The sequence below is a fragment of the Sorangium sp. So ce321 genome (assembly GCF_051530195.1).
In the GTDB taxonomy this organism is placed as follows: Bacteria; Myxococcota_A; Polyangia; order Polyangiales; family Polyangiaceae; genus Sorangium.
Genome location: NZ_CP150329.1, coordinates 11218703 through 11244270, shown reverse-complemented (window position 1 = coordinate 11244270; position 25568 = coordinate 11218703). Strand labels below are relative to the sequence as shown.

The following is a 25568-nucleotide window of genomic DNA, read 5'->3' as shown; positions in this document are numbered from 1 at the left end:
GGTTCATTGTCTCGGGGTCTCGAGCTGTTCGGTGTCCTGGCGCCGGTCACGTCGAGGACGAGGAGGACGAGCCCGACGGTCGATCAGCCCTCGCGGGCCGCGAAGTCGCGGATGCGTGCTTCGATCTCGTCCTCCGGCGTCGAGAGCACCCAGGCCTCGAAAGCGCCGGGATCTGCGAAGGAGGCCTTGAAGGCGCGGATGAGCTCGCCGAGCGCCTTGCCGTCGAGCCCGGGCACGAGGCGCATCACGCGTTTCCCGTTGAACTTCGCCGCGATCTCGGCCGCCCTCGCCTCGGCGGCGCGCTCCGCCTCGATCTTGGCGGCGAGATCGGCCTGCGGGAAGGCCGCGATGACCTCGGGCAAATAGGACCGTCTGTCCTGAAGAACGGCACGTTTGTCGATTCCGTGCTCGCCGAGCCACGTGATGAAACGCGCGACCGTCGTGCGCTCGCGGCCGCGCTTGCGCAGGTTGCTGTCCGTGTCGTCGAGGTATGGCGCGACCGAGAAATAGGGGCTCGCGACCACCCACTCGAACATCTCGGGGAGAGAGCCGAAGCCGGCGCGCCATGTCTCGTACTCGAGGCCGAGGAAGCGGCAGATGCGCTCGAAATCGAGCGTGATCTCGAGCTCGACCTGGAAATTGCCGCCCTCGCGCCGGTAGACGTAGGTGAGGCCGCGCTCGCCGTATTTGAGGTCGAAGCGGCGGCAGAGCTTGCCGATGAGGTTCCCGAGGTCGTTGAACGAGAAGAAGTTGTACGTGCTCTCGAGGTACCGCTCGGGGACCGTGAAGAAATCGGTCTGGAGGCCCCGGTAGCTCGTGGAGAACACGTGCCCGACGGCCTTCGATCCCGTGATCCCGAGGTCGCGGGCGATCTCCGCGCGGAGCGCGAGCCAGTCGGGCGGGGCCGCGAGGATGACGTCCATGTCCCCGAAATCGGGTTTGTCGCCGTAATATCGAGGGATGCGATACCGGCCGGGGAGCTTTCCGTCGAGGTAGCGGCGCACGTCGGCCTCGCGCTCGAGGTAGGCGTCACGGGGCATGCGCGGGAAATCGAAGAGCTTGCCGCCCATCTCCGTGGGAGCAAAATATTGATACGGGATGGCGGCGTCAACGCGCGCGGCGGCTGGCGCGGCGCGCTCGACATTCCATCTGAGCCCGGCGGCGGGCTTCAGGCCGCGCCAGCGCTCGCTCCCACGCCGTCCAGGGCCGCCATCGCCTCGTCCGGCAGCTCCAGCTCGGCGGCGGCGAGGTTCTCGCGCAGGTGAGCCACCGACGAGGTGCCGGGGATCAGCAGGATGTTGGGCGCGCGCCGCAGCAGCCACGCGAGGGCGACCTGCATGGGCGTGGCGCCCAGGCCGTGGGCCACGCCGGAGAGGATGGACGACTGCAGCGGCGTGAAGCCGCCGAGCGGGAAGAAGGGGACATAGGCGATGCCCTCCCGGGCGAGGTCGTCGATCAGGGCGTCGTCTTCCCGCTGCGCCAGGTTGTACTGGTTCTGCACGCAGACGATGTCGCAGATCCGCCGCCCCTCCGCGATCTGGGCGGGCGTGACGTTGCTGAGCCCGATGTGGCGCACGAGCCCCTGGCGCTGAAGCTCGGCCAGGGCGCTGAGCGGCGCCTCGATCGAGCCCTCGACGGGACCGTGCACGCTGAACATGACGCGCAGGTTCACGACCTCCAGCGCATCGAGCCCGAGGTTGCGCAGGTTGTCGTGCACCGCTTCGGTCAGCGCTTCGGGCGAGGGGGCCGGGAGCCACGCGCCGGCCTCGTCGCGGCGGGCGCCGATCTTGGTGACGATGACCAGGTCGTCCGGATAAGGCGCCAGGGCTTCGCGGATGAGCTTGTTGGTGACGTGCGGGCCGTAGAAGTCGCTTGTGTCGATGTGGTCGACCCCCGCGGCGACCGCCTCGCGCAGCACCGCAAGCGCGCCGTCGCGGTCCTTCGGGGGACCGAACACCCCGGGCCCGGCGAGCTGCATCGCGCCGTAACCGAGGCGCTTCACGTGGCGGCGGCCGAGCTTCACGGTCCCGGCGGCGTTGATCTTGGACATGTCACGGTCTCCTTGGCAGGCCCGGCCATCCCTGGCAGGCCCGGCCAAGGTAGGCCCTGGCGAGGGGCGCGATAACGGCGCACAATCCGCACGGGCTGTGCGGAATACCGAACAATGAACCTGGACCTCGGCGATCTCGACGTCTTCGTCGCAGTCGCTCGCGCCAGGAGCTTCCGCGACGCGGCGCGGGCGACCGGCCGCAGCGCCTCGGCGGTCAGCGAGGCGGTGCGCCGCCTCGAGGAGCAGCTCGGCGTCCGGCTGCTCCACCGCACGACGCGCAGCGTCGCGCCCACGGAAGCCGGGGCGCGGCTGCTCGACCGCCTGGGGCCGGCGCTGGGCGAGGTGGCCGCCGCGGTGGACGTGGTGAACGGCTTCCGTGACCGGCCGGCGGGCACGCTGCGGCTGAACGTGCCGGTCAGCGCCTCCCGCCTGGTGCTGCCGGACATCATCCCGGCGTTCCTCGCCGCCTATCCGGAGATCCAGCTGGAGGTCATCGCGGAGGACGCCTTCATCGACGTGCTGGCGGCCGGTTGCGACGCCGGCATCCGCTACGACGAGCGGCTGGAGCAGGACATGATCGCCGTCCCCATCGGCCCGCGCATCCAGCGCTTCGCGACCGCGGCGGCGCCCGCCTACCTGGATCGGCGCGGCCGCCCGGAACACCCGCGCGATCTGCTGCAGCACGCCTGCATGCGCGGCCGCTTCAGCAGCGGCCAGATGATCACCTGGGAGTTCGAGCGCGACGGCGAGGTGGTGCGGGTCGAGCCGGCGGGACCGCTGCTGGTCAGCGCGGGCGCCGCCATCGACCTGGCGGTGGATGCGGCGATCGCCGGCGTCGGCGTCATCCAGCTGTTCGAGGGTTGGCTGCGCACGCACCTTGACAGCGGCGCGCTGGAGCCGGTGCTCGAGCCCTGGTGGCAGAGCTTCTCGGGGCCGTTCCTCTATTATCCGGGGCGCCGGCTCGTCCCCGCGCCGCTGCGCGCCTTCATCGATTTCGTGAGGACATCCGCGAAGCGGTGAGCGGCGGGGGGCGCGATCACCTCCCACCTCGAGGGCCCGCCGACCCGCGCCGAGATGCTCTGTCGCCTCGACAGGGCCACGAGCGCCGCGAGGATGATCGCCCCGCACAGCGAGCGTGCCGCCGCTCCGTCGCTGCCGGGCACCCGGGTTGCGCAGGCGGCCGCCTCGCGTCCGGGCGCGCTCGCCCCGGGCTCCCCGTCCGGCGCCGCCAGGCAGTCGGCGTCGACGTCCGGGCAACCCGGGTCGCAGGCGCCGTCGGGACCGCAGCGGTCCACGCCGGCGCAGTCCGGATCCACGGGCTCGACGCACGCCGCCGCGCAGATCCCATCCGGGCCGCAATGGGCCTCCGCGCAGTCCGGATCGAGCAGCGGTGAGCCCCCATCGCACGCCGCGCCGCAGACGCCGTCGGCGCGGCACGGGTCGTCCCCCTCGATGCGGTCGATCTCGGGCTGGATGAACGCCGCGATCGCCGGCAGGTCGGTCCGGGCGTCGACGCCGTCGATCTCGCAGTGGGCGTCGCCGTAGGAGCTCACGCCGGCGACGCGCTCGACGCCCCCTCGGGCCAGGAACGCGGGCCCGCCCGAGTCGCCGAGGCACGTGTTCCCGTCGGCGCCCGGGCGATAGTAGAGCTGCGTCGCGTCGACGGGACCGCTGCCGGTGTCGAGGCCGACGTCATCCGCGGGGCCCACGGCGTCGATCGGGAAGGTGACGACGCGGCGCACGAGCAAGACGCCCGCCTCGTCGATGCCGTGGCCGACGAACGCGAAGCGCGGGCCCACGTAGCGGGGGCCGTCATCCATCGTCTCGCGCAGGAGCGGCGCGGGCGCGACCGGCGCCGGGGCGGCGAGCTCGACGACCGCGAGGTCGCTGGAGTAGGTCTCCTCGTCGAAGCCCGGGTGCGGCACCGCCGCCACGGCCTCGATGACGATGGGGGGACGCGCCGCCTCCGGGCGGAGGTCGGCGCCGACATGGACCCGCGTGATCCCTCCCCGCGGCCCTGCGCCGGGAGGGATGCAATGCGCGGCGGTGAGCACCACGCGGCGCGAGACGAGGACGCCGGAGCAGAAGGCGCCGCGCTCGTCGCCGACGCCGACCACGTGGTCGCGCGCGAGATCGAGCGAGCCGCCGAGGATCGCGGCCCCGTCCTCGTCGATGCGCTCCGGCGCGCCCCCGAGGACACCGTGGGAGGCGCAGCCGGAGAGGGCTGCGAGGGCGAGGAGCGACAGGAGCTCTGGCATCGTGGCTGACATCACGGTCCTCGCAGCCCTCGTCGCCTCAGAAGGCGATCCCGGGCTTCATCCAGCGCTGCTCGCGGCCGCCATTGCAGGTCAGCACCTGGACGTTGGTCCCATTGGACGTGCTGCCGCCGCTCACGTCGAGGCAAAGCTCGCTGCTCAGCGCGGTCTTCAGCTCACCTTCCTCGGTCCAGGACCACTCCTGGGCGTCGCTGCTGTTGCAGGTGCCGATCTGGACGTTGGTGCCCGACGGGACGCCGGCGCCCGAGGCGGCGACCTCGAGGCAGCGGTTTGCGGCGAGGGCGCTCCGCAGCTCGCCGCTCGACGAGAGGAACCACTGCTGCCGGTTCGACCTGTTGCATTTCGAGACGTCCACGTTGGTCCCCGCGGTCGAGCTCCCGCCGGCGACGTCGAGGCAAAGGTCCCAGTGCAGGTCGCTCACCACCTCGACGTAGTCGTTCCACCGCTGAGCGCTCGAGCCGTTGCACGCCCAGGTCTGCACGGTCGCGCCCTGGGCCGTGTCGCTGTTCGACACGTCGAGGCAGCGGTTCGAGGCCACGGCGCTCCGCAGCTCGCCGCTCGCGGTCCGCGTCCATTTCTGGGCGTCCGTGCCGTTGCACTCCCATGTCTGCACCGTCGCGCCCTGCGCTGTCTCGCTGTTCGCCACGTCGAGGCACCGGCCCGGGGCGACGCTGCTCCGCAGCTCGCCGCTCGGCGTGAACAGCCACTCCTGCGCGTCCGTGCCGTTGCATCCCCAGGTCTGCACGGTCGCGCCCTCGGCCGTGTCGCTGTCCAGCACGTCGAGGCAGCGGTTCGAGGCCACCCCGCTGCGCAGCCGCACGCGGCGGCCGTACAGCGCCTCGACCGCCCTGATGTCGCCGCGCGACAGGCCCTCGCGCTGCGAGTCGAAGGTCGACCCGTCCTTCAAGGTGATCGTGGGGAAGTCCTCCGAGTCGCCATCGATGGTCCACGCGAAGGAGCCATACTGCATGATCGAGCCGAGATCGTAGGCGCCGAGGTCCACGCCGTCCTCGTTGCCCTGGACGTACGTGAAGAAGTTGTGCTCGTGGTCGGGCTCGATGTTCTCGAAGTGCACCGTGATCGTCTCGTCCCGATCGGCCCTGGTCTGCTCGTGGTGCAGGCCGATGGCGTGCCCGATCTCGTGGATGATGTTGCCGGTCGAGCAACCTGTTTCATGCAGGTTGATGGTCTGCCGGCCGCCTTGCCGGCCCACCCAGGACGAGCACCCGCCGCCGGGCACGAACGCCACGTAATCCGCCTCGTCCGTGCGGAGCTTGAACCGGAGGGGCGTCACCGACTCCCAGTGGCTGATGGCGTCGTTCACCCTGCCCTGGTTGGAAAAGGCCGAGTCGATCGTATAAGGGACGACCCCGCCCGGCCACCGGAAGGAGCCGAAGAGCCGCGCCGCTGAGCGCTCGTGACGGCCTCCCTCATCGAGGAGGATGTCGCCCTGGAAGACCGCCGTGTCGCCGAAGCGCTCATGGACGGCCTTCTGCGGCCCGAAGCCGGGGAGGTTCACGATGCTCTCCTCGATCTCCCCGCGCTGGCCCGGGAACGCGAGCTCCACGCGCATGCCGGCGGACGCCGCCGCGTCCTCCTCATCCGCCGCGCCGTCTCCGCCGCACCCCGCGAAGAGCGCGAGCCCGAGGCCCATCATCGACTGGACAACAAACACATTCCGCTTGAACATGACGCACTCCGTTCCTTGGTAGTTACGGGCACTGACGATCACGATCGTTCCTCCGCCCCCTCTGCACACCTCGGGTCGAGCCCGCAGGCTCTCGCGCAGCTCGGCGAGCGACGGTGGTCGTCTTCGTGAGCTATCTCGGCGCGCCTCGCCGGGGTGAGCCCCGGCCGCGGCAGCCCGGCTGGAAGAGCGCTATCGCAATCGACATGCCACCCCGCCGCGTGATGGCTTTTACGATGGAATCGTGCGGCGCGACGAGCCGAGCGCGGCGCACGAGCGGCTGCCGCGCAATCGAGCTCGCCCGCGGGTCCAGCGCGCGCGTGGCAAGCCTTGCCGTACTGGCAAGGATTGCCAGCCCTGAAAGGCAGGGGCACGGCAAGGATTGCCGCCGCGCCTCCGAGCGCCGGGCCGGCCGTGCGCCAGCTTCGCTGGCGAATCGCGACCTCCTCGCGGCGGTTTTACTCGGCGGCTCCCCCGGGCGCGACCGAAACGAGCGCGAAGAGCGACAGCGCAGAGCGCACGGCGTCCTCGGTCGCGGGGGCGTCGGCGCGTACCTCGACCGCGGCGGCGCTCATCCCGACGAGCCACGTTCCTTCCGGGAACGAATCGATCCACCGGGTGAGAGCGTGGATATCGATCGCGGCGCCCCCTTCGTGTTCGATCACGATCGCGGCGCCACCGGGCGTGACCAGCGTCGGTGCCTCGCCGGGGAGACCGTCGCGCCAGTCGAAGACGGTCCGCCGGGGAGGCCGCACCGTCACGCCCGCGGGCAAGCCGGGCGGTCCTTCTGCTCTCAGCTTCATCCAGTCGACGATCTTGTCGCGCTGGAAGGAGCCCGCGAAGAGCGCCGGCGAGCCCATCCACAAGCCGAGGTCGTCCCTGGCGTCGGGCGCGTGGAGGCGGAAGGTCGTGGGGATCTCGGGGGCCTGCGTGGCGACGAGCCCGAGGGCGTCTGCCACGGCGCGGGCGCGTTCGGCGCTTCGCTCACGGGCACGGCGCTCCGTGCGGGAGAGGGGTGCCCTGCGGCTCAGCGCGACGAGGAGCAGCGCGAAGAGCAGGGCGCCGAGGAATCCGAGGAGGAGGGGGAGGGCGATGGGGATGGACTATGCCGGAATCGCCACGGCGTCAGCACGAGGAGGCAGGGCGGGTAGGCTCGCCGCTCCCCGAGGGCGTGGCAGAGCGCGTCTGGCCCGGTGACCTTCTACGCGGCCGCGCTCCCGCGGCGGGCTGCGCCGTTTCCCCCTTCGGTCAGCTTCGCTTCGTGCTTTGCCATCCACTTGCGGAGCCGTTGCGAGAGAGGTGACCGTCCGTTCTCGTAGTTGGCGACCGAGCTGCGCGCGAGGCCGAGCTTTCCGCCGAGCTCGGCCTGCGAGAGTCCGAGCTTTTCGCGAAGCACCTTCAGCGACATCGCGCCCGTCTCCGCTGGCTCGCGCGACGGTGCGCTCGGAGCCGGAGGACGAGGCGGCACGACCTCGATCGCACGCACGTCCCGCGGTGCGCGCTCGGCCTTCACCGGCGGCACCTCGGCGCGGGCGCCTTCTGACGCGATGCGTCGCGCCACGGTGGCCCTGACGCTCGTCGCGCTCCCCACGAGCCCCTGGCCGCAAAACGGGCAGTAGTCGAACGCGAGGAGCTTGCCGGAGTCAGTGCGGAGCTCGATGCCCTGGATCGAAGCCGCGAGCCCTTGCGCGCGGCGCTCCTCGCTCGACCACCCGTAAACGAGCGTCAGCCCGGGCCCCTCGTGATTTACCGGCAGACCGGCCTGACTCATCCGAAGGCAGACCGTCCTGCCATCGCGTGTGCACTGTCGTCCGATGATGGGCATTGTCATCTCCTCTCTTCGAAGGGGGTGCGAGCGCAGACCTACCCGGTCGAACTTTTGCGCAGTACTGTTCACCTGTCAAGGTTGAGATGAACCGCGTGCGTCAGGCGATGCGTGGGCGAGGGGGGGTCGCGCGAAGCCGCCGCGAAGCCGCCGCGAAGTCGCCGCGAAGCGGCGCAGAAGCCGCGCCATCGCCATCCATGGCCGGACTGCTGGCGGGCTGAACTAGCCCTAGCCATCCATGGCCGGACTGCTGGCGGGCGGAAAACTAGAGGACGTTCGCGCCCCGCCTCGCGACGACGATATCGTCGCTGTCACCGCCGCTGCTGCGGGCGACGCGCGGGCCGTCCGCCTTGCCGTTCGCGCCGACGCTGGACAGCGTGTAGCCGTCGCCTTCCGGGCTCCTGCGGTACTCGAGGGGGCCTGTCCCACAAGGGTCCTGCGCGAGGTCCGGGAGCACCTCCGGATAGCGGCCGTCCATGTACGCCCGCTCCGCCTTGACGGCCGTGCGCGCCAGGAGATAGGAGGCCCGCAGGGCGCAATCCAGCCCGGCGACATGCTGATAGCTGTCGGGGTACTCCACGATGTCGAGCGCCGAGGCTTCGGCCGCGAGCGAGTCGGAGGCGACCTCCTGAAACCGCGTGGCCTGCGATGGGTCGCGCTGCGCGTCGAGGGCGATCTGCTCCGCGCGGCGCAGCCGCGCGTCCAGCAGCGGGAGGGCGCGGCCGAAAACGGCCTCTGTCGAGAACACCAGGGTGAGCGCGCGCAGGTCGGTGGGCTGCTCGATGGGAGGGGTCCGCTCGGAGAGGGCGCCCCTGGCCCTCAGGCTGATGGCCGCCTTCCGCAGCCCCAGGCGCTCTTTCCGGAGCACGTCGGAGAGCAGCGGCAGGTGGCGCCCTCGCTCCGCGAGCGTCTGGTCCAGCGCGGCGAGCTCCGCCGCGGGGAGCCGGGGCGCGCTGGCGAGGAGCGCAGCGACCCCGAGGTATGCGCGATTCGCCGCCTGACCCCCGACCCTGCCGGCGAGGCTCGACCCCGCCGACATGTCCGCGCCGACCTTGGCCAGCGTGAGGTAGCGATCGAGGGCGCCGGGCGCATCCCCTCTGGCCGCGAGCATGTGCCCCTCGATCGCGACAAGGAACCCGGCCTTCCACACCGGGTACACATCGCCATGATCCACCCACGCGCTGTCGTCGGTCAGCTCATGACGAGAGCACCGCGCCGCCTCGCGCAAGGCGTCGATCTCCGGGCGATACCGCTCGACCGCGGCGACGACCGCGGGGGAGAGCGGCGCGCGGGGGCCCGCGTTGGCCGCTCGCGCCAGCTCGCCGAGGTCTTCGCCCGCCGGGATCCTCGGCAGCGTCGCATAGCTCGCCGCGCAGTCCGCCTGCGCGGCGCCGTCGCCCGCTGGCCGCGATCGCTCGCGGATCCGCGCGCGCTCAGCCTCCCAGTCGGCCTCGGTTGTATCGAGATAGTCTCCGAGCCGGGATCGGCCCCAGGCCGACGCGCCGGTCCGGAAGACCATGAAGAGCGCGGCCGTCGCCGCGAGCCCGAACCCCAAACGCCTGAGCCTCCCCCGGAGGCGCCCCTCGATGGCTGTCATCGAACGGGAAAAGTCCGGGCGAGAAGGCTTATTCCGTGCCTATTTGTCAACCGGATCGCGCGCCGCTCCTCGGCGTGGACCGCGATGTTCCCGCTGCAACGCACGTTGTCGACGCCGGCAGCGCCCGCGCCAGGGGAGAGCCGCGCGGGACCGACCTGTCCGTCAGCGCGCGCCGGCGACGGCGCGCCACCACGGGGTCGGCGCGTCGACGTGCTCGAGCTCGACGGCCGCGCCGATCTGCGGCGTCACGACGCGCGCGCGGCGCTCGGCCGCCAGGGAGAGCAACGTCTCGGCCGGCTCGTCCCAGTCGTGGAGGGCGAGGTTGAAGGTGCCCCAGTGGACCGGCAGGAGCGTGCCGCCGCCGAGCATCTCGAACGCGGTCAGCGCGTTCTCGGGGCCGAGGTGGATCGCCCCCCACGCGGGGTGGTACGCGCCTACCTCGAGCATCACCAGGTCGAAGGGGCCGTGTCTCCGGCCGATGTCCGCGAGCTCGGGGAACAGCCCTGTGTCGCCGGAGAAGAAGACCTTGCGCCGCTCCGCCTCGATGACCCAGGACGCCCAGAGCGTCTTGTTGCCGCTCGTCGGCCCGCGACCCGAGAAGTGCTGCGACGGCGTCGCGGTGAACCGGACGCCGCCCACCTCCGCGCCCTCGTGCCAGTCGAGCTCGGTGATCCGCGCCGGGTCGACGCCGAGCGCCTCGAGGTGCGCGCCCACGCCGAGCGCCGTGACGATGGGGACGCGCGCGCGGGCCAGCGCCGCGATGGTGGGCGCGCACAGGTGATCGAAGTGGTCGTGCGACAGCACGACGGCGTCGAGCGGCGGCAGCTCCTCGAGCGCCGCCGGGACGGGGTGGAAGCGCATCGGGCCAGCGAACGAGACGGGGGAGGCGCGCTCGCCGAACACCGGATCGGTGAGGACGCGGCGGCCGTCGATCTCGAGCAGCACGGTGCTGTGGCCGAGCCACGTGACCCGCAGGCCGGTCGCGCTCCGCCGCGCCCAGGCCTCGTGAGGCCGCGCGAGGGGCAGCGGACCGGGCGGCGTCCGCTGGCCGCGACCGAAGAAGTACTCGCCGATGACGGGCAGCGACGAGCCGTTCATCCCGGGGCCGGCGCCCGACGGGTTCTGGAACTTGCCGCCCCGGAACTGAGCGGAGGCGCGCGCCCGCTCGATCCGGAGCCCCTTGCGACGCTGGGAATCGTTCATGAAGGGACGACCTCCTGCCGGGCGCGGCGCCTGAGGAGCCAGAGCCCGACCATGACAGTGACAAGAGCGGCGCCCATGCCGAGCCACGCCGAGGGGGGCGCGTCGCGCAGGGCGCCGAAGACCCGCTCTCCGAAGTACGCAGTCGCCAGCAAGGGAAGGAGATAACCGGCCAGCGAGCCCCAGAAATGGGTGGAGAAGCGCACCCCGGAGACGCCGAAGAACACGTGGAGCATGGGCGGCATCCAGAGGACGAGGCGGAGCATGAACACCGTGAAGAACGCCCGCCGCCTGAGGGCCTCGTCGTAGGCGCGGAAGCGCGCCGGCACCCGCTTCGATACCCAGTCCCGAGCGACGAAGCGAGCGAACGAGAAGCCCACGACGCTCGCCGCCATGGTGCCCGCCATCGAGAGCGCGAACGCCACCGGCCAGGGCCAGATGAGCGGCGCCGCCAGGATGAACACCGTGCCCGGCACGCCGAACGGCTGGAGCGCGGCGTACGCCGCCACGAACGCGACATACCCCCACGGCCCGAGCGCCACGAGCGCCTGCTTGATCCGCGCGGGCTCGCCGAAGATCTCGAGCAGGCCCGCGCGGTGCGCGGCGGCGAGGAGCGCGAGCACGGCGGCGACGGCGCCGATCTTCGCGAGCCTGGCGGCGCCGCCGGCCGCCGCCGGACCGGGCAGGGGCGCAGGCGGCGAGGTCCCGGCCAGCGCGCCCTGGGACGCGGCGGCGCCGCCCGGCGGGAGCGCGAGATCGGGCGAGGGGTCGGGCGAGCTCACCGGACGAGGTTGACGATCCAGGCCCAGGTTGTCAAGTGTGCTATTGACAAGATGAACCCACCCTGTCAAGTTTGGTCATCGTGAGCGAAGCGAGCTCCCCCGACAGGCCCGCCGACGACCTGCGCCGCCGCAGGCTGATGGACGCGGCGATGACCGTGTTCCTGCGCTTCGGCTTCCGGAAGACGTCGATGGATGAGGTCGCGCGCGCCGCGAACGTCTCGCGACAGGGCCTCTACCTCCACTTCGCCACCAAGGAGGAGCTCTTTCGCGCGTCGGTGGCGTACTTCCTCGACACAGCGCTCGCCGCCGCCGCGGCCGCCCTCGCCGACGCGGAGCGCCCGCTGGAGGAGCGGCTCGTGGCCACGTTCGACACGTGGGTCGGCCGGTTCGTGGGCGCGCTCGGGTCCGACGCGTCGGACCTCGCGGCCGCCACGAAGGAGCTCGTCGGCCCCATGGTCGACGAGCATGAGGGGCAGTTCATCGAGGCCGTGGAGGAGGCACTGCGCGCCGCCGGGCTGGTGGCCGCGTACGCGCCCGCGGGCGTCACCGGGCGCCAGCTCGCGGACACCCTGTACGCCTCGGCGCGCGGCCTGAAGTACGCCGCCGCGACGCGCGAGGCCTTCGTCGAGGGGATGTCCGTCGCCGCGCGGGTGATGTGCCTGCCGCAGCGGGAACACCGAGAGAAGCGGGCGAAGCAAGGACCGGTGAGCCCTCGCCCCGAGGGCGGCCGGCCGCGCAAGACGCGCGGCAAGGCTCGATGACGGGAGGCATGAGGGCCCCGGGAGAGGCGGCCGCGCGTCAGCTGCCTCGGCTCCGGAGCGCCCCCGAGCGCGCGCGCCTCGGTCACGACGCCGCGCCCTCGAGCGTGGGCCGCACCCGCACGTCCGCGGTCAGCTCGAGCAGGTCGATCTCTTCCTCCACGACGTGAAACGCATCATCGCCGATCACATGTCGGGCTCTCAGGTCCCTGAGCGCTTCTCGCTGAGCCTCCACGGCCTGCCGCTGGAGCGTCGCGAGGCTCGCGCCGCTCCGCTCCACGGCCCTGTGCTCGTCACGTGACTCCTCGGCGCGCAGCCGGGCCTCGTACTCGCTGCGCAGGAGATCGACCGAGGGTGACGTTGCGCTCGGACGCTCGAGCGCACGCAAGGCAGCGCGCGCCGTCTCGACCCGGGCGAGGCCGATCTCCTGCTCCACCATGCCGTCGTCACCCAAGCCGAGCCGCTGCATCAATGGCCGCAGCGTCAAGCCCTGCACGACCAGCGTGCTCAGCACGACACAGAACGCCGAGAAGACGATGAGGTCACGATGGGGAAAGGCGGTCGAGCCGTCCGGCAAGGCCAGCGCCGCAGCCAGCGTGACGATGCCTCGCATGCCGCACCAGGAGGCGAGGAGCGCGCTCCCGGTGGTGGGCAGCGTCGCCGGCGACGGCGACCGCGCGCCGAAGCGACGCGCCGTCCAGCGCACCGCTCCGGTGTACGCCATGATCCACGCGATCCGGACGAGGACAACCGCCGCACATACGGCCCCCGCGCACAGCGCGTACGTGCGCCATTCGTGCCCGTGCACGCGCGAGAGCACCACGCGGAGCTGCAGCCCGATGAGCACGAAGGCGAGCACGTTGAGCACGAGCACCGCGACCTCCCACACCGCGTACGAGGCGATCCGGCGGCGGGCGTTCATCCGGCCCGCCACCCGCTGGGCCAGCGTCATGGCGTACGCGACAACGGTGATGATGGCGGAGAGCCCGAGGCGCTCGGCGATCATCCACACGGCGAAGGTGCCGAGGAACTGCAGCAGCACGTTGATGGGGATATCGTCCACGCGGGAGGCGAACCAGATGTAGACACGCGCGAGCCCCCAGCCCGCAAGGACGCCGCCGCCGCACGTGAGCAAGAGCATCGGCGCCACGCTCCATCCGGAGAAGGCACCCGTCATCGCGGCGCCGACCGCCACCCGGTAGATGAGCAGCGACGTGGCGTCGTTGAACAGGCTCTCGCCTTCGAGGACCACGAGCAGACGGTGCGGGAGCTGTAGCTTTCGTAGCACCGCGGTGGCGGCGGACGCGTCGGGCGGCGCCACGATCGCTCCGAGCGCGAACGCTGCCGCCCAGCTCATCTCGGGTACGACGAGGCGCGACGCCCAGGCCACAGCCGCCACGGTCAGCACGACCACGACGACGGCCAGGCTGACGACCGAAGCGAGGCTGTGGCGCAGGTCGCGAGGAGATGCGTCGTAGGCCGCGTCGAGCAAGGTCGGCGCGACGAACAGCGCCAGCGCCAGCTCTGGGTCGAGCTGGACGTCGGGTATCCCCGGGACCAGCGCAAGGCTGGCCCCGACCAGCGCAAGGAGCGCCGGATAAGGCACGCTCAGCCGCTCTGCCCAGAGCGCGAACAGCGCCCCCGCGAACAGGAGACCGACGATCAGCTCGAAGAGGACCATGCGCTTTTCTTCTCCTCAACCCTCGTGGCTGAACCTCTCGCAGGCTCCCGATCCGAGGCCGGCTCGTCGCTCCAGCTGGCTGTCGCGCCTCGTGCCTTCGCTGCTCTTGCGCGTCAAGAACCCCCTTGCCCAGAGGGCTGGAGGGAACGAAGCCGATGCCGACGTGTGGCGGTCGTGGTGACAGCTTTGCCGCCGACGTCATTCTCGAGCGCCCCTGCGACGAGATGGCCGACGTCGAGCTGCAGATCCAGATGGTGCATCGCTTCGCTGCCGAGCGGCCGGACTGGGTGGAGGTGGCCCTATCGCCCGCGGACGCCCGCCGGATCATCGGCGCGGGCAAGCTCGCGGTCGTGATCGCCATCGAGACGAGCAACCTGTTTGGCAGCCGGGACGCGCTCTCCGAGCTCGACCGTTTCCATGCCATGGGCGTCCGGTCGCTGCAGCCCGTCCACCAGCTCGACAACCGCTTCGGCGGCGCGGCGCTGCACAACCCGATCTTCCAGTTCGCCCAGTTCACGAAGAACTGCCATGTGGACTTCGATTGCGGCGCCACCACCGAGGCCTTCACGCTCGGCTTCGACGTCGACAGCAGCTGCCGGAACACGCGCGGCCTGACCGACGAGGGGCGGCAGCTGCTCCAGGCGATGATGGACAGAGGCATGCTGATCGACCTCGCCCACCTCTCCGAGCGCGGCGTCCGGGACGCCTACGCGCTCGCGGAGAGGAACATCTATTATCCGCTCTACATCTCGCACGGGCACCTCCGGGAGGTCATGAACCCGGAGCTCGCCGATGACGAGAAGACGACGCCGGCCTGGGCGATCCAGGCCATCCGGCGCACGGGCGGCATGTTCGGGCTGCGGACCGCGCACGACCAGACGCGCGCGTACACGCGCTCGGGCGTCGAGAACAACTGCCAGGGGTCCAGCCGCTCGTTCGCGCAGGCGTACGAGTTCGGCCGCCAGGGCCTCAAGGTGCCCATGGCCTTCGGCGCGGACCTCAACGGCTTCATCCAGCAGACGCGCCCCCGCTTCGGCTCGAACGGCGCGTGCTCGGCCGCGCCCGAGGGCCAGGCGCTCACGCAGGCGCTCGCGCAGCAGGTGAGCGGCCCCGGCCGCGTGGGGACCGACTTCGACGAGAAGGGCCTGGCTCACATCGGTCACTTGCCGGATCTGCTGACCGACCTGGATCACCTCGGCGTCGACACGGCGGCGCTCCGCAGCTCGGCGGAGACGTTCCTCCGCATGTGGGAGCGCGCGGCCGGGCCTCGAGCGGGGATGGCGGACGCGGCGAACGACATCGACACGACCGGCATTGCCGACGCGGCGCTGTGACCGTGAGGCGGGGCGGCCGCCCTGGCCGACCCGGAGCTGATGCCGGAGCGGATCGCCGGCGCGCACGCCGCCGATTGACCCCTCGTCGCTCGTCTGCTCAGGCGAGCGCGTTTGCGAGCGCGTCAGACAGCACGTTCCGCGCCGCCTCTACAGGGGCTAGAACAGCGGAGGCGACCGCTCCACGCCGAGGTACGAGTGCATCGGATGGAAAAGGAAAGATCTCACGCGGCCTCCTCGTGGACCGAGGGGGAAGAGCGCGCCCGTGAAGCGATCGAGCGATGGCGCGCCGCTCCGGGCCCCGCGTGCCTGCTGCACGGCCCTCCGGGAGCCGGCAAGACGGCGCTGTGTACCCGGCTCGTCGCCGACGCGGGCGGGCGTACAGGGATATGCGCCGCCTTGGTGCAGGTAGGACGAGCGAGCCGCTTCGTCTCCGAGCAGGAGATCCTCGCGTCGCTCCTGGAGCAGCTCGGCGAAGACGTGCTGCATCCTCCGCGGGATGTCCTGAAGCTGCGCTCGGACCTCCGGAACAGACTGGCCAACGGCCAGGACGAGGACGAGCCCGAGGTGCTCCTCGTGCTCGATGGTCTCGACGAGTGCGTCGACTGGCCTCTCGACGCCCAGGTATCGACGCTCCGAGAGCTCGGAAAGCGCGTCCGGTGCGTGGTCTCGATCGCCGGCGGCGAGGGTGACGCGCATGCCTGGAGGGAGCGCCTCGGCTGGAAGGACTGTGACGTGCGTCTCGTCGAGGTGGCGCCACCTTCCCCCGCGGCGGCGGAGGCGCGAGGCATTCCGAGCTGGGCAGCAGCAGGCGGCAACGGCGGACCGGAAGTGCTCGCCGCGGAGGTCGAGCGTGAGCTCAGGCTCCTCGAACGAGGAGCGGTCGCGCTGGCGTTGCTCTCCGCGCTGGCCCGTGCGCTCGCGCCGCTCGAGCCGGAGGATTTCGCGGAGCTCCTGGAGATTGACGACGTTGCTGCGCTCGACCTCCTGCGAGGGTGCGTGCCGTCTCTCGGGCAGCTCCTGCGCTGGGATGAGCCGATGGGTGCAGTGAGGTTCCAGCATGAGGCGCTGCGGGTCGCGTGGGAGCAGAGGAGCGCCGGTCGCGATGAGGCGGAGGCGGTCGAGGCGCGTCGGCCCGACGTGCGGTGCTTGCCTTCCAGGCAGGAGGCCACGACGCCGACGCGCTCGGCGATCTCTGCGAGGCGGCCCCATGGATGAGCCCCGCCGAGGCGGCACGGCTGCTCTCGACGAGCCTGCTCGACGCCTCGGGGATTCCGTCGCTGGCCGGTGTCTTCCAGGGATGGGCGAGCGTGACGAAGCTCGGCGGCGTCTTTCGCCAAGCAGGAGGGGAGGAGGCCGTGCTCGCGGTCGCAGAGGAGGTGGCGTTCGCCGGAAGGTGGCTGCACGGGGTGGAGTGAGCCGTGCACACACGCTTTCTCATTCAGGGCGGGTGCCTGCGCGCGGCAAGGCTCCGGCGGCGACTCGACCGAGCGGCGGGCAGGGCGGCGGCGGCGGGGCGCCGCGAGAGTCGCCGCATGCTGCGGAACGCGGCGAACGCGGCGGCACTACCGCGCGTTCCTCCTGCTCAGGGCACGGCGGGGTCGGGTCGTCACCTCGGGAACACGGTGGCCACGCGCTCGGCTGCCTGACACAAGCACGCTTCCAAACGAGGTCCGCGGAGTGGGTCGTCGTGGATGAACCCACGGATGGGCGACCTCGCGGATGCCGGCCTCGGCGCAGCAGGAACGCGCGCAAGCGCGCTCGATATAGATGAGACTATCGGGTGCGCTCCGATTCGCCGATCCACAGACGGGGCGCGCCCGATCGGCCGTAGACGCGGAGCTCACGCCGTGAGGGCCGCCGCGGGCCGTCGTGGAGCGGCGCGCAGAGCACGGGTCGCTCGCTCGGCAAGGGGCGGTCCTCGACAGGCTTGGGCGTCTGAAGCGAGAATGTCGCTCCCGGCGCGGCGTCGAGGACGATGCGGAGGGCTTGCACGACGTCCGTGAGCTGCGCCGCGACGATCACGGTGCGCGGCCGTCCCGCCGAGTAGAACGGGTCGCTCACCTGCTCGTAGATCTCGATATCCTCACGTAGCCAGACGGAAGCATAGCGATCCGTGCCGAACTCGAGCACGGGAACATCGAACGCATCAGCCAGGGCTTCTCCTGCACGTTCGAACGTCTCGAGCGAGAACGGGCGAGACGGAGAGATCCGCCCAGCGGTGAACACTCGCTCGAGGTGCTTGGACCATGAGGCAGCGACGGGCGAGGGCGGTAGCCCGATCTCTCGCGCGTCGACATACAACGTACCTTCTTGATCCAGGTAATAGTTGCTGTCCACCTCCATCGCGTGCCCCACGCGCACGAGCCGCGCCCTCATGGGCCCCTCGGCTTCCCGCAAGGCCAAGCCCCGCTTGACCAGGGAGAAGATCCCCCAGGAGAGTCCCGCCATCGTCAATCCTCCGCAGCTCCTCTCGAACGCCGCGATCGGCGCAGACAGCTCGATCCCCGCGGACAAAAACAGCGCGGCAAGCTCCTCTGCCGAGCAGGTATCGCCGGCGTTCCACCTGAGCTCGATGGTCGCGTAATAGGCCAGCGTGCGATCGGACAGGTACCGCCGCAGCGCCTCGATCGGGTTCGCATAGTCGAGCACCATGCAGCCGTCCTGGTAGAGCTGCTCCACCTTGAGGACACGTCCTGCGTGCTCCCGCGACACCCCCATCTCCACGCCATGGCCCGATCGCGTCGCGTAGACGTATCCGGCCTGCCCTGGCTCCTCCGACAGGGTCCGAATGGCACCGCGCGCGCGGCGCTCCTCGGGGGAGAGCGGCTGGGGGGCCTCCTCCGGTGGGCGTGCGTCCTCCAGCCGTTCGAGGCCTGCCACGTCGACGCCGGCCTCGTCGGCAGCAGCCTCGCGCGCTGCCTCGATGCAACGCACGACGTCCGCGAGCGAGCCCGTCCACAGGAAGCTGTCGCCCTCGAGGCCGTCACGGAAGGGGTGACCATCGGCGATCACGCCGCCCGGGTACACCCAGAAGGCGTGGGAGGCGTCGCTTGCTTCCACCGCCGGCTCCGCAGCCAGGGATTCTGCGAGCCGTGCGCCCAGATGCGGTCGGAGGGCAGCGCGGATGCGGTGTGCCCCGACGGGCTCACGGTCGGCAAGCAACCCGAGCGCTTCGATCAGTGAGCGGACCGAGGTGGCGGCCAGTTCGCCGCTCGCGTGATATAGCGCGCCTCGCTCGTCGGCGAGCAACGGGTAGGTCCGGCCGCCCAAGATCGCACTACCGACGGGGACAGCGAAGATGGTGCCGGCTCGGGTCCGAAGCGGCGGAGCGCGCATCGCCGATTCGTCCGACCGGGGAAAGACGCACAGATCGGCCCGTCCGGGTGTGCGCCGGGAGCCGACGCCAGCGAGCTGCGCGTGAAGCTCGAAGAGGACATCCCAGGCCGGCAGCCTCGCTCCTGCGAGATAGCGGCGGAGCTCGTCTGCGCTCATCGAAGCGGGCGCGTCCCGAGGACCAAGATCGAGCGCAGAGAGCGAGCGGGCGGACAAACTCTCCAGGAACTGGTGCTGTTTGGACGGGACGGTCATGTGGTATTGTAGCCGGTCTTCAACGTGTAGCCCTCGGGAGGCTTGTAGTTTGGGCTGGCCTGAGTGAAATTGGTTGGCTCGCTCCCTCGGTTCTGCTCCGGCCCGAAGCCCCTGCGAATGACCTTGGGGTCCGGAGCCCCCCACCGTTCGTGGAGGTTGACGAAGAGCTGACTGCAGTTCGGGCACGGCGCACGCTTGACGCCGCCCTCCTCCTCGGAGCGGATGGCCGTGATCGAGCCAAGGCACTTCCTGATCTCTTCGTGGTCGTCCGGGTTGTGCGGGTCGAGCTTGCGGCCGATCTTGCTCTCCCAGTTGCGAATGTGCTGGGAGAGAGCGCGCGGCTCGCCGCAGCTCGATGGATCATAGCGCCCCGGGTAAGGCCACCCGCCAGCCTCGTTCCTGGCTGGAAACGACTGCTCCACGATGGGGTGGACGTCTCCGCTCGACTCCGTGCCGGCGCTCCCAACGGTCACGCTCCTCGAACGCCGCTTGCCCCGCTTGTTCGTCTGATCCGAGGTTACCGTCGTGATGACTGACGCGAGCCCATCCGGGTCGATCACGCCGAGCGGCTGATTGTCGGCGTAGGCGAAAGCGCGCAGGCCACCTTGCAGGCCGATCGGATCGGCGCTGATGTACCTCCCCGCCTCCGGGTCGTAATAACGAAACCGATTGTAGACGACGTCCGTCTCGGGGTCCGCGTACTGGCCGGGAAAGCGCAGCGGGGTGTCCGCCTTCGCCGCAGCGTCGGACGTCTTGCTCCCCCATACGGAGGCGCCGACACGCGCGAGGAGGTCGCCGCTCCCGGAGACCAGCAGCTCCGGCCCATGACGCAGGTCATTGACATAATGCACCCATTCGCCCGTGGACCGCTCCGCCTCTCGGACGATCGTGTCGCGATGCGCGAGTGGAACAGGTGTCTCCGGTAAGAAGCTATAGGTGCGCTCCTCGACAACCGTCGTGCTTTCGACGTTCCGCAGCTCATGCAGGAGCTGATCGCCGTCCCACACGAACCGCGTCGTCTCGCTCCTGCCATCCCGCGAGCAGATACGCTTTTGCACCCGCCTCGCGAAAGAATCGTACGTGAACTCGACCCGGCCGCCGTCGGGTGTCTCGATTGATTTGAGCATTCCGCAGCCGTCCCAGCGATAGGACCACGCCCGGACCTCCTCGGGAGCCTCTGCCGCTCTCTCCTTCCTGATGAGGCGACCCTCCTCATCGTAGTGGTACTCGGTAGTCCCACGCTTCAGCAACTTGCCGCCATACCCATAGACGCGCGGCTCCGCGCCGGGCCCGGCTTCATAAAGGTCACCGGCCTCATCGTAGCGGAAGAGCTCTGCCCTGGCATGCTCCGGGATCCTGGCGGTGATCTGACCCAGCAGATCGTACGAGAACGTCGTGCTGCCCTGTTGCAGATCCCAAGCCTGGATGACGTCCCCCGCGAGCGAGTACTGGAATGACCGGTCACTCGTCGTTCCCCACGGCAACTCTCCCACCCAGGCAGGTTGCCCCGACGGGATGACCGGCTCGCGCGCTGGCCTCAGGACGCGCTGCCGCGTCACACAGCCCATCGCGTCCACCGCGCGCTGGACGACGCCTCCGCCCGGAAGGATGCGCTCGAGCTCATGGCCTGCCGCGTCTCGGCGAAACGCCACCATCGCGGCTTCACCCAAGGTCACCTGCGTCGGGAGGCCCATCATGTCGTACGTCACGCGCTCGACGTATCCGAGAGACGAACGCTTTTCTCGGCGCCGATCCATCGCGTCATAGACATTGTCGACGGCGTGCTCGACGCCCGCGACCACCTGCGCCTCGCGCGTCAGGCGGCCACGCCCGTCGTATGCGAACGAGCAGCGCACGCGGCCGTTGTCCGCTTCGATGAGCCTTCCCAGAGGGTCATACGCGAAGACGTCCCTCGATCCGTCGTGGTAGGAGCGCTCGACGGTCCGCCCTGCCGCGTCGTATGTGATCTCGGTCGGCTCCCGCGCGTCGCCCTCCATGCGAACGATACGACCGAGCCAGTCCAGCCGATACCGCGCTCGCCGACCGTCGAACGCCTCCTCCTCCACGATCCTGCCGGCGGAGTCTCGCTTGAGCCGGTGGACCTCGCCGCGCTCGTTGATGACCTGCACGAGCGCTCCCTCGCGATCGTAGCGGTAGCGCACCCGCTGGCCGTCGGGTTTCCGCAGCTCATGGACCACATCGAGCCCACTCCAACAGAGTTCATAGCGACGGTGGTCGGAGCCGGTGACGGCTTTCATCCTGCCGTTGCGATCGTACTCGTACGAGAGCTGACCGCCGTTCGGCAAGCGGACCGCGACCAGATCGAGACGCTCGCCATACGTGAACCGCGTCTCGAGACCGCGCTCGTCGGTGAAGCCGAGCACGCGCCCGAGGTAGTCGTAGCGGACCTGCCGGCAGGCGCCGTTCGGCTCTCGCACGAGCACGCGGTTCCCGGCGTCGTCGTAGCCGAGGAGCGTGACGCCGCCGTCGGGCAGCGTGGCCTTGACGAGCTGCCCTCGCCCGTCGAGCTCGTAGCTAACCGCGTTTCCCATCTCGTCGTCGACGGAGACAAGATTTCCGCGCAGATCGTAGACGTATCGCGTCGCTTGCCCGAGCGCGTCGACCATCTCGGCGAGGAGGCCGAGCTCGTTGTAGTCGTAAGAGGTCATCGCGCCGACCGGATCGATGGCGCGCACGACCCGGCCGGAGGTGTCCCGTTCCCAGCGCCAGGTGGCCTGGTATGGATCCGTATACGCCGTCAACCTTCCGGCTTGGTCATAAGAGTTCGAGTGGACGCCGGCGCCGATCACCGCCCGATCGGCCCGCCCGAGCGCGTTGCCGAAGTAGCGGCGTACGCCGCGCGAGTCGGCAACCTCGACATAGCCGTGAGGCCCGAAGTCCAGCTTGCAATGATAGATGCCCCTGGCGCGCGTCACTCCGTCCGCAAGGAGCTCCGGCGCGTCGTCGGAGAGGCTCTCGTCCAGCTTACCCGGGTACTCCGCCCATGTCTCGACGCACCGGGCCTGGCGGTCATAGCGATAGTGGACGCAGAGTCCCTCCGGGTAAGCGCACGACGTGAGGAGGTGGTCATCGTACGAGAACCGCATCGCATGGCCGGCACGATCGACGGCGGCTGCGAGGTCGCCGTTCTCGTTGTACTCATACGTCCGGAACGCTGTCCATCTGCCTTGATGCTGACTGTTCTTCACCTCGAAAGCGGCGATGCGCCCGTCCCGGTGGCGCCTCACACGGATGAGCCGTCTCGCGCTGTCCAGGATGGCGTCGAGCGCTCCGTCTCGATACCGCAGCTCGATGGTGTTGTCGTTCCGGTCGACCACCATCGAGAGTCGGAAGCGCGAGCCGGCGGCGTCGAGTGCGGAAAACACACGAACGAGGCGATCGTCCGATGTGAGCGAGTAGCCCCACTCATACCGGGTGAGCATGCCTCTCGGGGTCGCGAGGCTCTCACCGATCGCAGGCAGCGCTCCCTCCGAGGAGGTGCCTTCCGGGTTCCAGACGCGCACCGTCCGTCGCCGCTGCTCGATCTCCCAGGCCAGGCTATGGGACCAGCCGAAGCCGAGCCCCACGTCGCGGTCTCGCGCGGCGCTCGAGTAGTGCCGCTCGATGGCGAGCGGCAGCGGCCCCGGCAGACCGAGGTCGACAGCGGGTACTGTGTACACGCGCCCGGTGAGCACATCGACAGGATCGCCCGCTGACACCGAGCCCCCATTCCCGTGCGCTGGATTCGGGCACCCGGCGCCGGATCCTTGCCCGCATCCTTTGGCGCTCTTCCCTCCGCCCTTGGCGTCCTTCCCGTTGTTCTGCCCGTCGCCGCCCTGGTCCCCGCCGTTGCCGTTCCCCCCGGGCCCTCTGCCTCCGCCCCCTGCTCCCCCGCCGCCCAGGATCCAGACGCCAGGATTCATGCCAGGGATGGCGGGGATGTTCGGGATGGGAGCTGTCCGAGCCACAGCTTGACGCTATCCTGGTCCACGAATCCGAACCAGCCCTGTCACGTCCGAGAGCTGCTCTGGCGCGCGTTGACCGCTGTGCGGCGTGCCCGGTCATCGGTAACGGCCCAGGCATCGCCATGGGCATGGCCCCGTGCGGCTCTCGTCCGGGTCGACGATGCTGGACACGGGGCGGCGTCGGTCCACGGCCCGAGGTGGGCACGGGCGGAACTGGAATGGTGCTCGGCGAGGCGGTCTCCACCTGCGTCGCAGACCCGGGGGCCCGCGTTTTTCAAATCGCGTCGGCGTCGCCGGCAGTCGGAGCAGCGATCGACGAGCTCGCCCACGCGTCAGGCAGCAGCTCGTCCAGCCGGTCGCGCGGCGTGGCGTTCCTGGCGGCGGCAGCGCCCCCGCTTGAGCACCGACGCCCGGGAGCTGCTCGCAACGACCGGCTCCTGAGCGCTGGTACGGCGCCTGCCCGTTGCTCGCGGTCGGAGATTCGTCGCGTCAGGGGCGAGACACCACGGAGAGGGGCTCGCCTATCAGTGCGGCGAGGAGCCGCTCGCCCTCGGGCCAGGGTCCGAAGCCGGCATCGGTGTTGATGTGCCCGCACGGTCCCATGTTGATGAACCGGCTCCCCCACGCGCGCGCGAGGGCTTCGGCGCGCTCCAGGGTGCAGTAGGGATCGTTGGAGCTTGCGACGACGATCGAGGGGAACGGCAGCCTTGCGCTGGGCAGGGGATGGAACGTCAGCGCTGCGCGCGGGTAGCTCGGCGATCCGGTGTAGGCCGGCGCGACGAGCAGCGCAGCGCGCACGGACCGCGCGCCCAGCGCCGCCCAGTGGACCACCGTGCTCACGCCGCAGCTGTGCGCGATCAGCACCGGGGGCTCAGCGCTCCCGTCGACTGCCTGATCGAGCGCCTCGACCCACGCGCCCCGGTCAGGGTGATCCCAGTCCGGCATCTCCACGCGGCGTGCCAAAGCGAGCTTTTGCTCCCAGAGCGTTTGCCAGTGGCGAGGTCCGGAGCCGGTGTAGCCGGGGACGATGAGCAGCGATGCCATGGGTCGAGTATCGCACTCTCGGGCGAGCCGCCTGTACAGCGCCGCGTTCTTCTGGAGGAGGAGCTCGGCTGCAGCACGAACCCCGTCCTCCCCCGCTCATCTCATTGCCGGCGCACGACGGTGGTGCGTGCTCTGCGGATCAGGCGCTCGAGGCGGCGGAGCAACCTGTCCTCGCCGAGGGCGGCCTCGAGCTCGCCGAGGAGACCGCGGATGCGCTAGAGGTCGAGGTCGTGCTGTTCGAGCAGCACGCCGCGCACATCCTCGAGGTCCTTGGGGCGGCCGGTCAGGACCTTGGTGACGACCAGGTCTTCCGGGCTGGTCATCGGCACGCGCACGCCGCCGAGGGCGACCAGCCTGCGGCGCTCCAGGAACTCGATGTGCAGGCTCGACGCTGCGATCACCACGTCGATGGGCATGCCGGTCGGGCGGTGCACGAGCGGGAGCAGGCGGGCTTCGCGGAGGAAGTCGTCGCCGAGGTGGATCCGGAGGTCGAAGCGGCGAGATCAACGAGCAGGGCGACGGCGGCGGGCCGCGACGCGGTCGAGGGCCTCGAGGACGCGGAGGTGCGTGGCGAGGTCTTCGCGGCGCTCTTCTTCGCTTGGCCAGCCGGGCTTTTGCGCGAGGACTTGCTTGCGGAGCTCATCGGCGATCCGGACCCCGGCGGCAGGGCCGTGCTGCCGCTTCCAGTCGCGCCAGTAGAGCTCCTTGTCGCGCTGGGCGGCCACCCAGCCCTGGCGAGCGAACCGCCGGAGCTCGTCAGCGTTGCGCATCGTGACCAGGCTACCACGACGGAAGCGCCGCGGGGACGCGGCCCCGTGTCTCAGGCCGCGGCGCCCCTGGGTGCTTACGCGAACTTCGACGCCCACGTTCGGAGCCGCGTTGGCCGTCCGCGAGCTGGCGCGCGGAAGGGTGAAGCGGAAGGCGCTGGTAAGGAGCATCGCCCGCTGCCTTGCCGCGCTCGGCGAGTCTACCGAGGACAATCCGGACGGTGCTGGTCACGATCCCGTCTCCAGAGTGACGAGTCGCCGGGCCTCCTCAGCGCACCATTCGGCGGCCTCTGCGGGCAGCCAGTAGAAGTGCTGCGGACTCCAGTACATCGCACCACCGGGGAGTCCTGGTCTGACGGTACCCTTCGAGTTGCTGATGACCAGCGGCACCGCGAATCGCTCCAGTGATTCAAACGTGATCGCGTTCTCGGCTCGCAAGAGACTCGCGGCATGGAGTACTCCCACGACCAAGTATACTGAGCCCACGCCAGCAACGGGCTCGGCGGATGCGGCGAGCAGCACCTTCGGACCGCACTCCCGATCCGCTCGGGGACGCGTCGCGCCCTCGATGGTCAGGCGTCCGGCGTCGCGCGCCTTGCAGAGCGGCTTATCCAGTTTGTGCGCGTTGCCGACATGGATCACTAACGTCTCCGGCATGGGTCCTCCCTCTCTCTGGGCAGTAGCACGCGGGCCCCGGGGAGGCTGCGCCCTCCGCTGGGGCAGGAGCACGCGCCGGACCGAGGCGTGCCTTGCGATCACCCAGTCGGGCGGGCCAGCGGGGTGGCGGCGGATGCTGAAGTCGAGCTCGGCGAGGGGGTCGAAGTCGTCGTCGCCGAGGGGGCCAGGCCGTGGCCTTGGGAGAGCGCGAGGAGCAGGTCCGCCGCGTCGGTCCAGCGGGGCGGGTCGCCGGGCGGCGCGAGCTTCGGATGCGTGCGGCGGTCGCAAGCGCGGCGGATGGACCGTGCTCCGCCAGCGCGGAGGGGGCCTCGGTCGCCCCAGCCCGGGACGGGCTGC

At 70.5% G+C, this 25568-nt stretch carries 20 protein-coding genes and 1 pseudogene; 5 read left to right on the top strand and 16 right to left on the bottom strand.

What is annotated here, in order from left to right; translation table 11 throughout:
• Positions 1-83: 83 nt before the first annotated feature.
• Together WME89_RS41700 and WME89_RS41695 are read right to left on the bottom strand one after the other, a co-directional pair.
• Positions 84-1070, bottom strand: coding sequence for a hypothetical protein (locus WME89_RS41700; RefSeq protein ID WP_438005148.1), 987 nt, complete (start codon positions 1068-1070; stop codon positions 84-86).
• A 98-nt stretch (positions 1071-1168) separates the two neighbouring features.
• A complete protein-coding gene (locus tag WME89_RS41695; protein ID WP_438005147.1) occupies positions 1169-2050 on the bottom strand; it encodes an aldo/keto reductase family oxidoreductase in 882 nt (293 codons plus the stop codon).
• Positions 2051-2164: 114 nt separating this feature from the next.
• Here WME89_RS41695 and WME89_RS41690 point away from each other — a divergent pair, with 114 nt between their 5' ends.
• Positions 2165-3070 (top strand): LysR family transcriptional regulator, encoded by a 906-nt coding sequence (locus WME89_RS41690; protein WP_438005146.1) that lies wholly within the window; start codon positions 2165-2167, stop codon positions 3068-3070.
• Here WME89_RS41690 and WME89_RS41685 read toward each other — a convergent pair.
• The 7 genes from WME89_RS41685 to WME89_RS41655 all read right to left on the bottom strand — a co-directional run bounded on the left by WME89_RS41685 (position 2995) and on the right by WME89_RS41655 (position 11417).
• Positions 2995-4320 (bottom strand): trypsin-like serine protease, encoded by a 1326-nt coding sequence (locus WME89_RS41685; RefSeq protein WP_438005145.1) that lies wholly within the window; start codon positions 4318-4320, stop codon positions 2995-2997. The genes WME89_RS41690 and WME89_RS41685 overlap by 76 nt on opposite strands.
• A gap of 25 nt (positions 4321-4345) precedes the next feature.
• Positions 4346-6016: a ricin-type beta-trefoil lectin domain protein gene (locus WME89_RS41680; protein ID WP_438005144.1), complete on the bottom strand. Its 1671-nt coding sequence runs from the start codon at positions 6014-6016 to the stop codon at positions 4346-4348.
• Between the two features lie 455 nt (positions 6017-6471).
• Positions 6472-6972 carry a hypothetical protein gene (locus WME89_RS41675; protein WP_438005143.1) on the bottom strand — a complete coding sequence of 167 codons (501 nt, stop codon included), beginning with the start codon at positions 6970-6972 and terminating at the stop codon, positions 6472-6474.
• Between the two features lie 242 nt (positions 6973-7214).
• Positions 7215-7784 (bottom strand): helix-turn-helix domain-containing protein, encoded by a 570-nt coding sequence (locus WME89_RS41670; RefSeq protein ID WP_438005142.1) that lies wholly within the window; start codon positions 7782-7784, stop codon positions 7215-7217.
• 319 nt (positions 7785-8103) lie between these two features.
• Positions 8104-9393, bottom strand: a complete 1290-nt coding sequence (locus tag WME89_RS41665; protein ID WP_438005141.1) for a hypothetical protein — start codon at positions 9391-9393, stop codon at positions 8104-8106.
• Positions 9394-9597: 204 nt separating this feature from the next.
• Complete coding sequence (locus WME89_RS41660; RefSeq protein WP_438005140.1) at positions 9598-10638, bottom strand: MBL fold metallo-hydrolase; 1041 nt, start codon at positions 10636-10638, stop codon at positions 9598-9600.
• Positions 10635-11417, bottom strand: coding sequence for a TVP38/TMEM64 family protein (locus tag WME89_RS41655; RefSeq protein WP_438005139.1), 783 nt, complete (start codon positions 11415-11417; stop codon positions 10635-10637). The genes WME89_RS41660 and WME89_RS41655 overlap by 4 nt, the downstream gene beginning before the upstream one ends.
• Before the next feature lie 80 nt (positions 11418-11497).
• On the opposite strand from WME89_RS41655, the gene WME89_RS41650 reads away from it, so the two are divergent.
• The gene (locus tag WME89_RS41650) at positions 11498-12178 is read left to right on the top strand and encodes a TetR/AcrR family transcriptional regulator (RefSeq protein WP_438005138.1); all 681 of its coding nucleotides are present in this window, start codon (positions 11498-11500) and stop codon (positions 12176-12178) included.
• An 82-nt stretch (positions 12179-12260) separates the two neighbouring features.
• Here WME89_RS41650 and WME89_RS41645 read toward each other — a convergent pair whose 3' ends face one another.
• Positions 12261-13856, bottom strand: coding sequence for a Na+/H+ antiporter (locus WME89_RS41645; protein WP_438005137.1), 1596 nt, complete (start codon positions 13854-13856; stop codon positions 12261-12263).
• Between the two features lie 203 nt (positions 13857-14059).
• Here WME89_RS41645 and WME89_RS41640 point away from each other — a divergent pair.
• The 3 genes and pseudogenes from WME89_RS41640 to WME89_RS41630 all read left to right on the top strand — a co-directional run.
• Positions 14060-15175: pseudogene (locus tag WME89_RS41640) on the top strand (membrane dipeptidase); the annotation flags it as partial.
• A 219-nt stretch (positions 15176-15394) separates the two neighbouring features.
• Positions 15395-16405 (top strand): ATP-binding protein, encoded by a 1011-nt coding sequence (locus WME89_RS41635; RefSeq protein ID WP_438005136.1) that lies wholly within the window; start codon positions 15395-15397, stop codon positions 16403-16405.
• Positions 16402-16605 (top strand): hypothetical protein, encoded by a 204-nt coding sequence (locus WME89_RS41630; RefSeq protein WP_438005135.1) that lies wholly within the window; start codon positions 16402-16404, stop codon positions 16603-16605. The genes WME89_RS41635 and WME89_RS41630 overlap by 4 nt, the downstream gene beginning before the upstream one ends.
• 358 nt (positions 16606-16963) lie before the next feature.
• Here the strand turns inward: WME89_RS41630 and WME89_RS41625 are convergent, their stop codons facing one another.
• The 6 genes from WME89_RS41625 to WME89_RS41600 form a co-directional block, all read right to left on the bottom strand.
• Complete coding sequence (locus tag WME89_RS41625) at positions 16964-18778, bottom strand: hypothetical protein (protein WP_438005134.1); 1815 nt, start codon at positions 18776-18778, stop codon at positions 16964-16966.
• Positions 18775-22701 (bottom strand): RHS repeat-associated core domain-containing protein, encoded by a 3927-nt coding sequence (locus tag WME89_RS41620; protein WP_438012038.1) that lies wholly within the window; start codon positions 22699-22701, stop codon positions 18775-18777. Before WME89_RS41620 ends, WME89_RS41625 begins: the two co-directional genes overlap by 4 nt.
• Before the next feature lie 531 nt (positions 22702-23232).
• A complete protein-coding gene (locus WME89_RS41615; RefSeq protein ID WP_438005133.1) occupies positions 23233-23787 on the bottom strand; it encodes an RBBP9/YdeN family alpha/beta hydrolase in 555 nt (184 codons plus the stop codon).
• A gap of 215 nt (positions 23788-24002) precedes the next feature.
• A complete protein-coding gene (locus WME89_RS41610; protein WP_438005132.1) occupies positions 24003-24203 on the bottom strand; it encodes a DUF6036 family nucleotidyltransferase in 201 nt (66 codons plus the stop codon).
• A gap of 87 nt (positions 24204-24290) precedes the next feature.
• Positions 24291-24557, bottom strand: a complete 267-nt coding sequence (locus WME89_RS41605) for a hypothetical protein (RefSeq protein WP_438005131.1) — start codon at positions 24555-24557, stop codon at positions 24291-24293.
• Between the two features lie 225 nt (positions 24558-24782).
• A complete protein-coding gene (locus tag WME89_RS41600) occupies positions 24783-25211 on the bottom strand; it encodes a hypothetical protein (RefSeq protein WP_438005130.1) in 429 nt (142 codons plus the stop codon).
• Between the last annotated feature and the right edge of the window lie 357 nt (positions 25212-25568).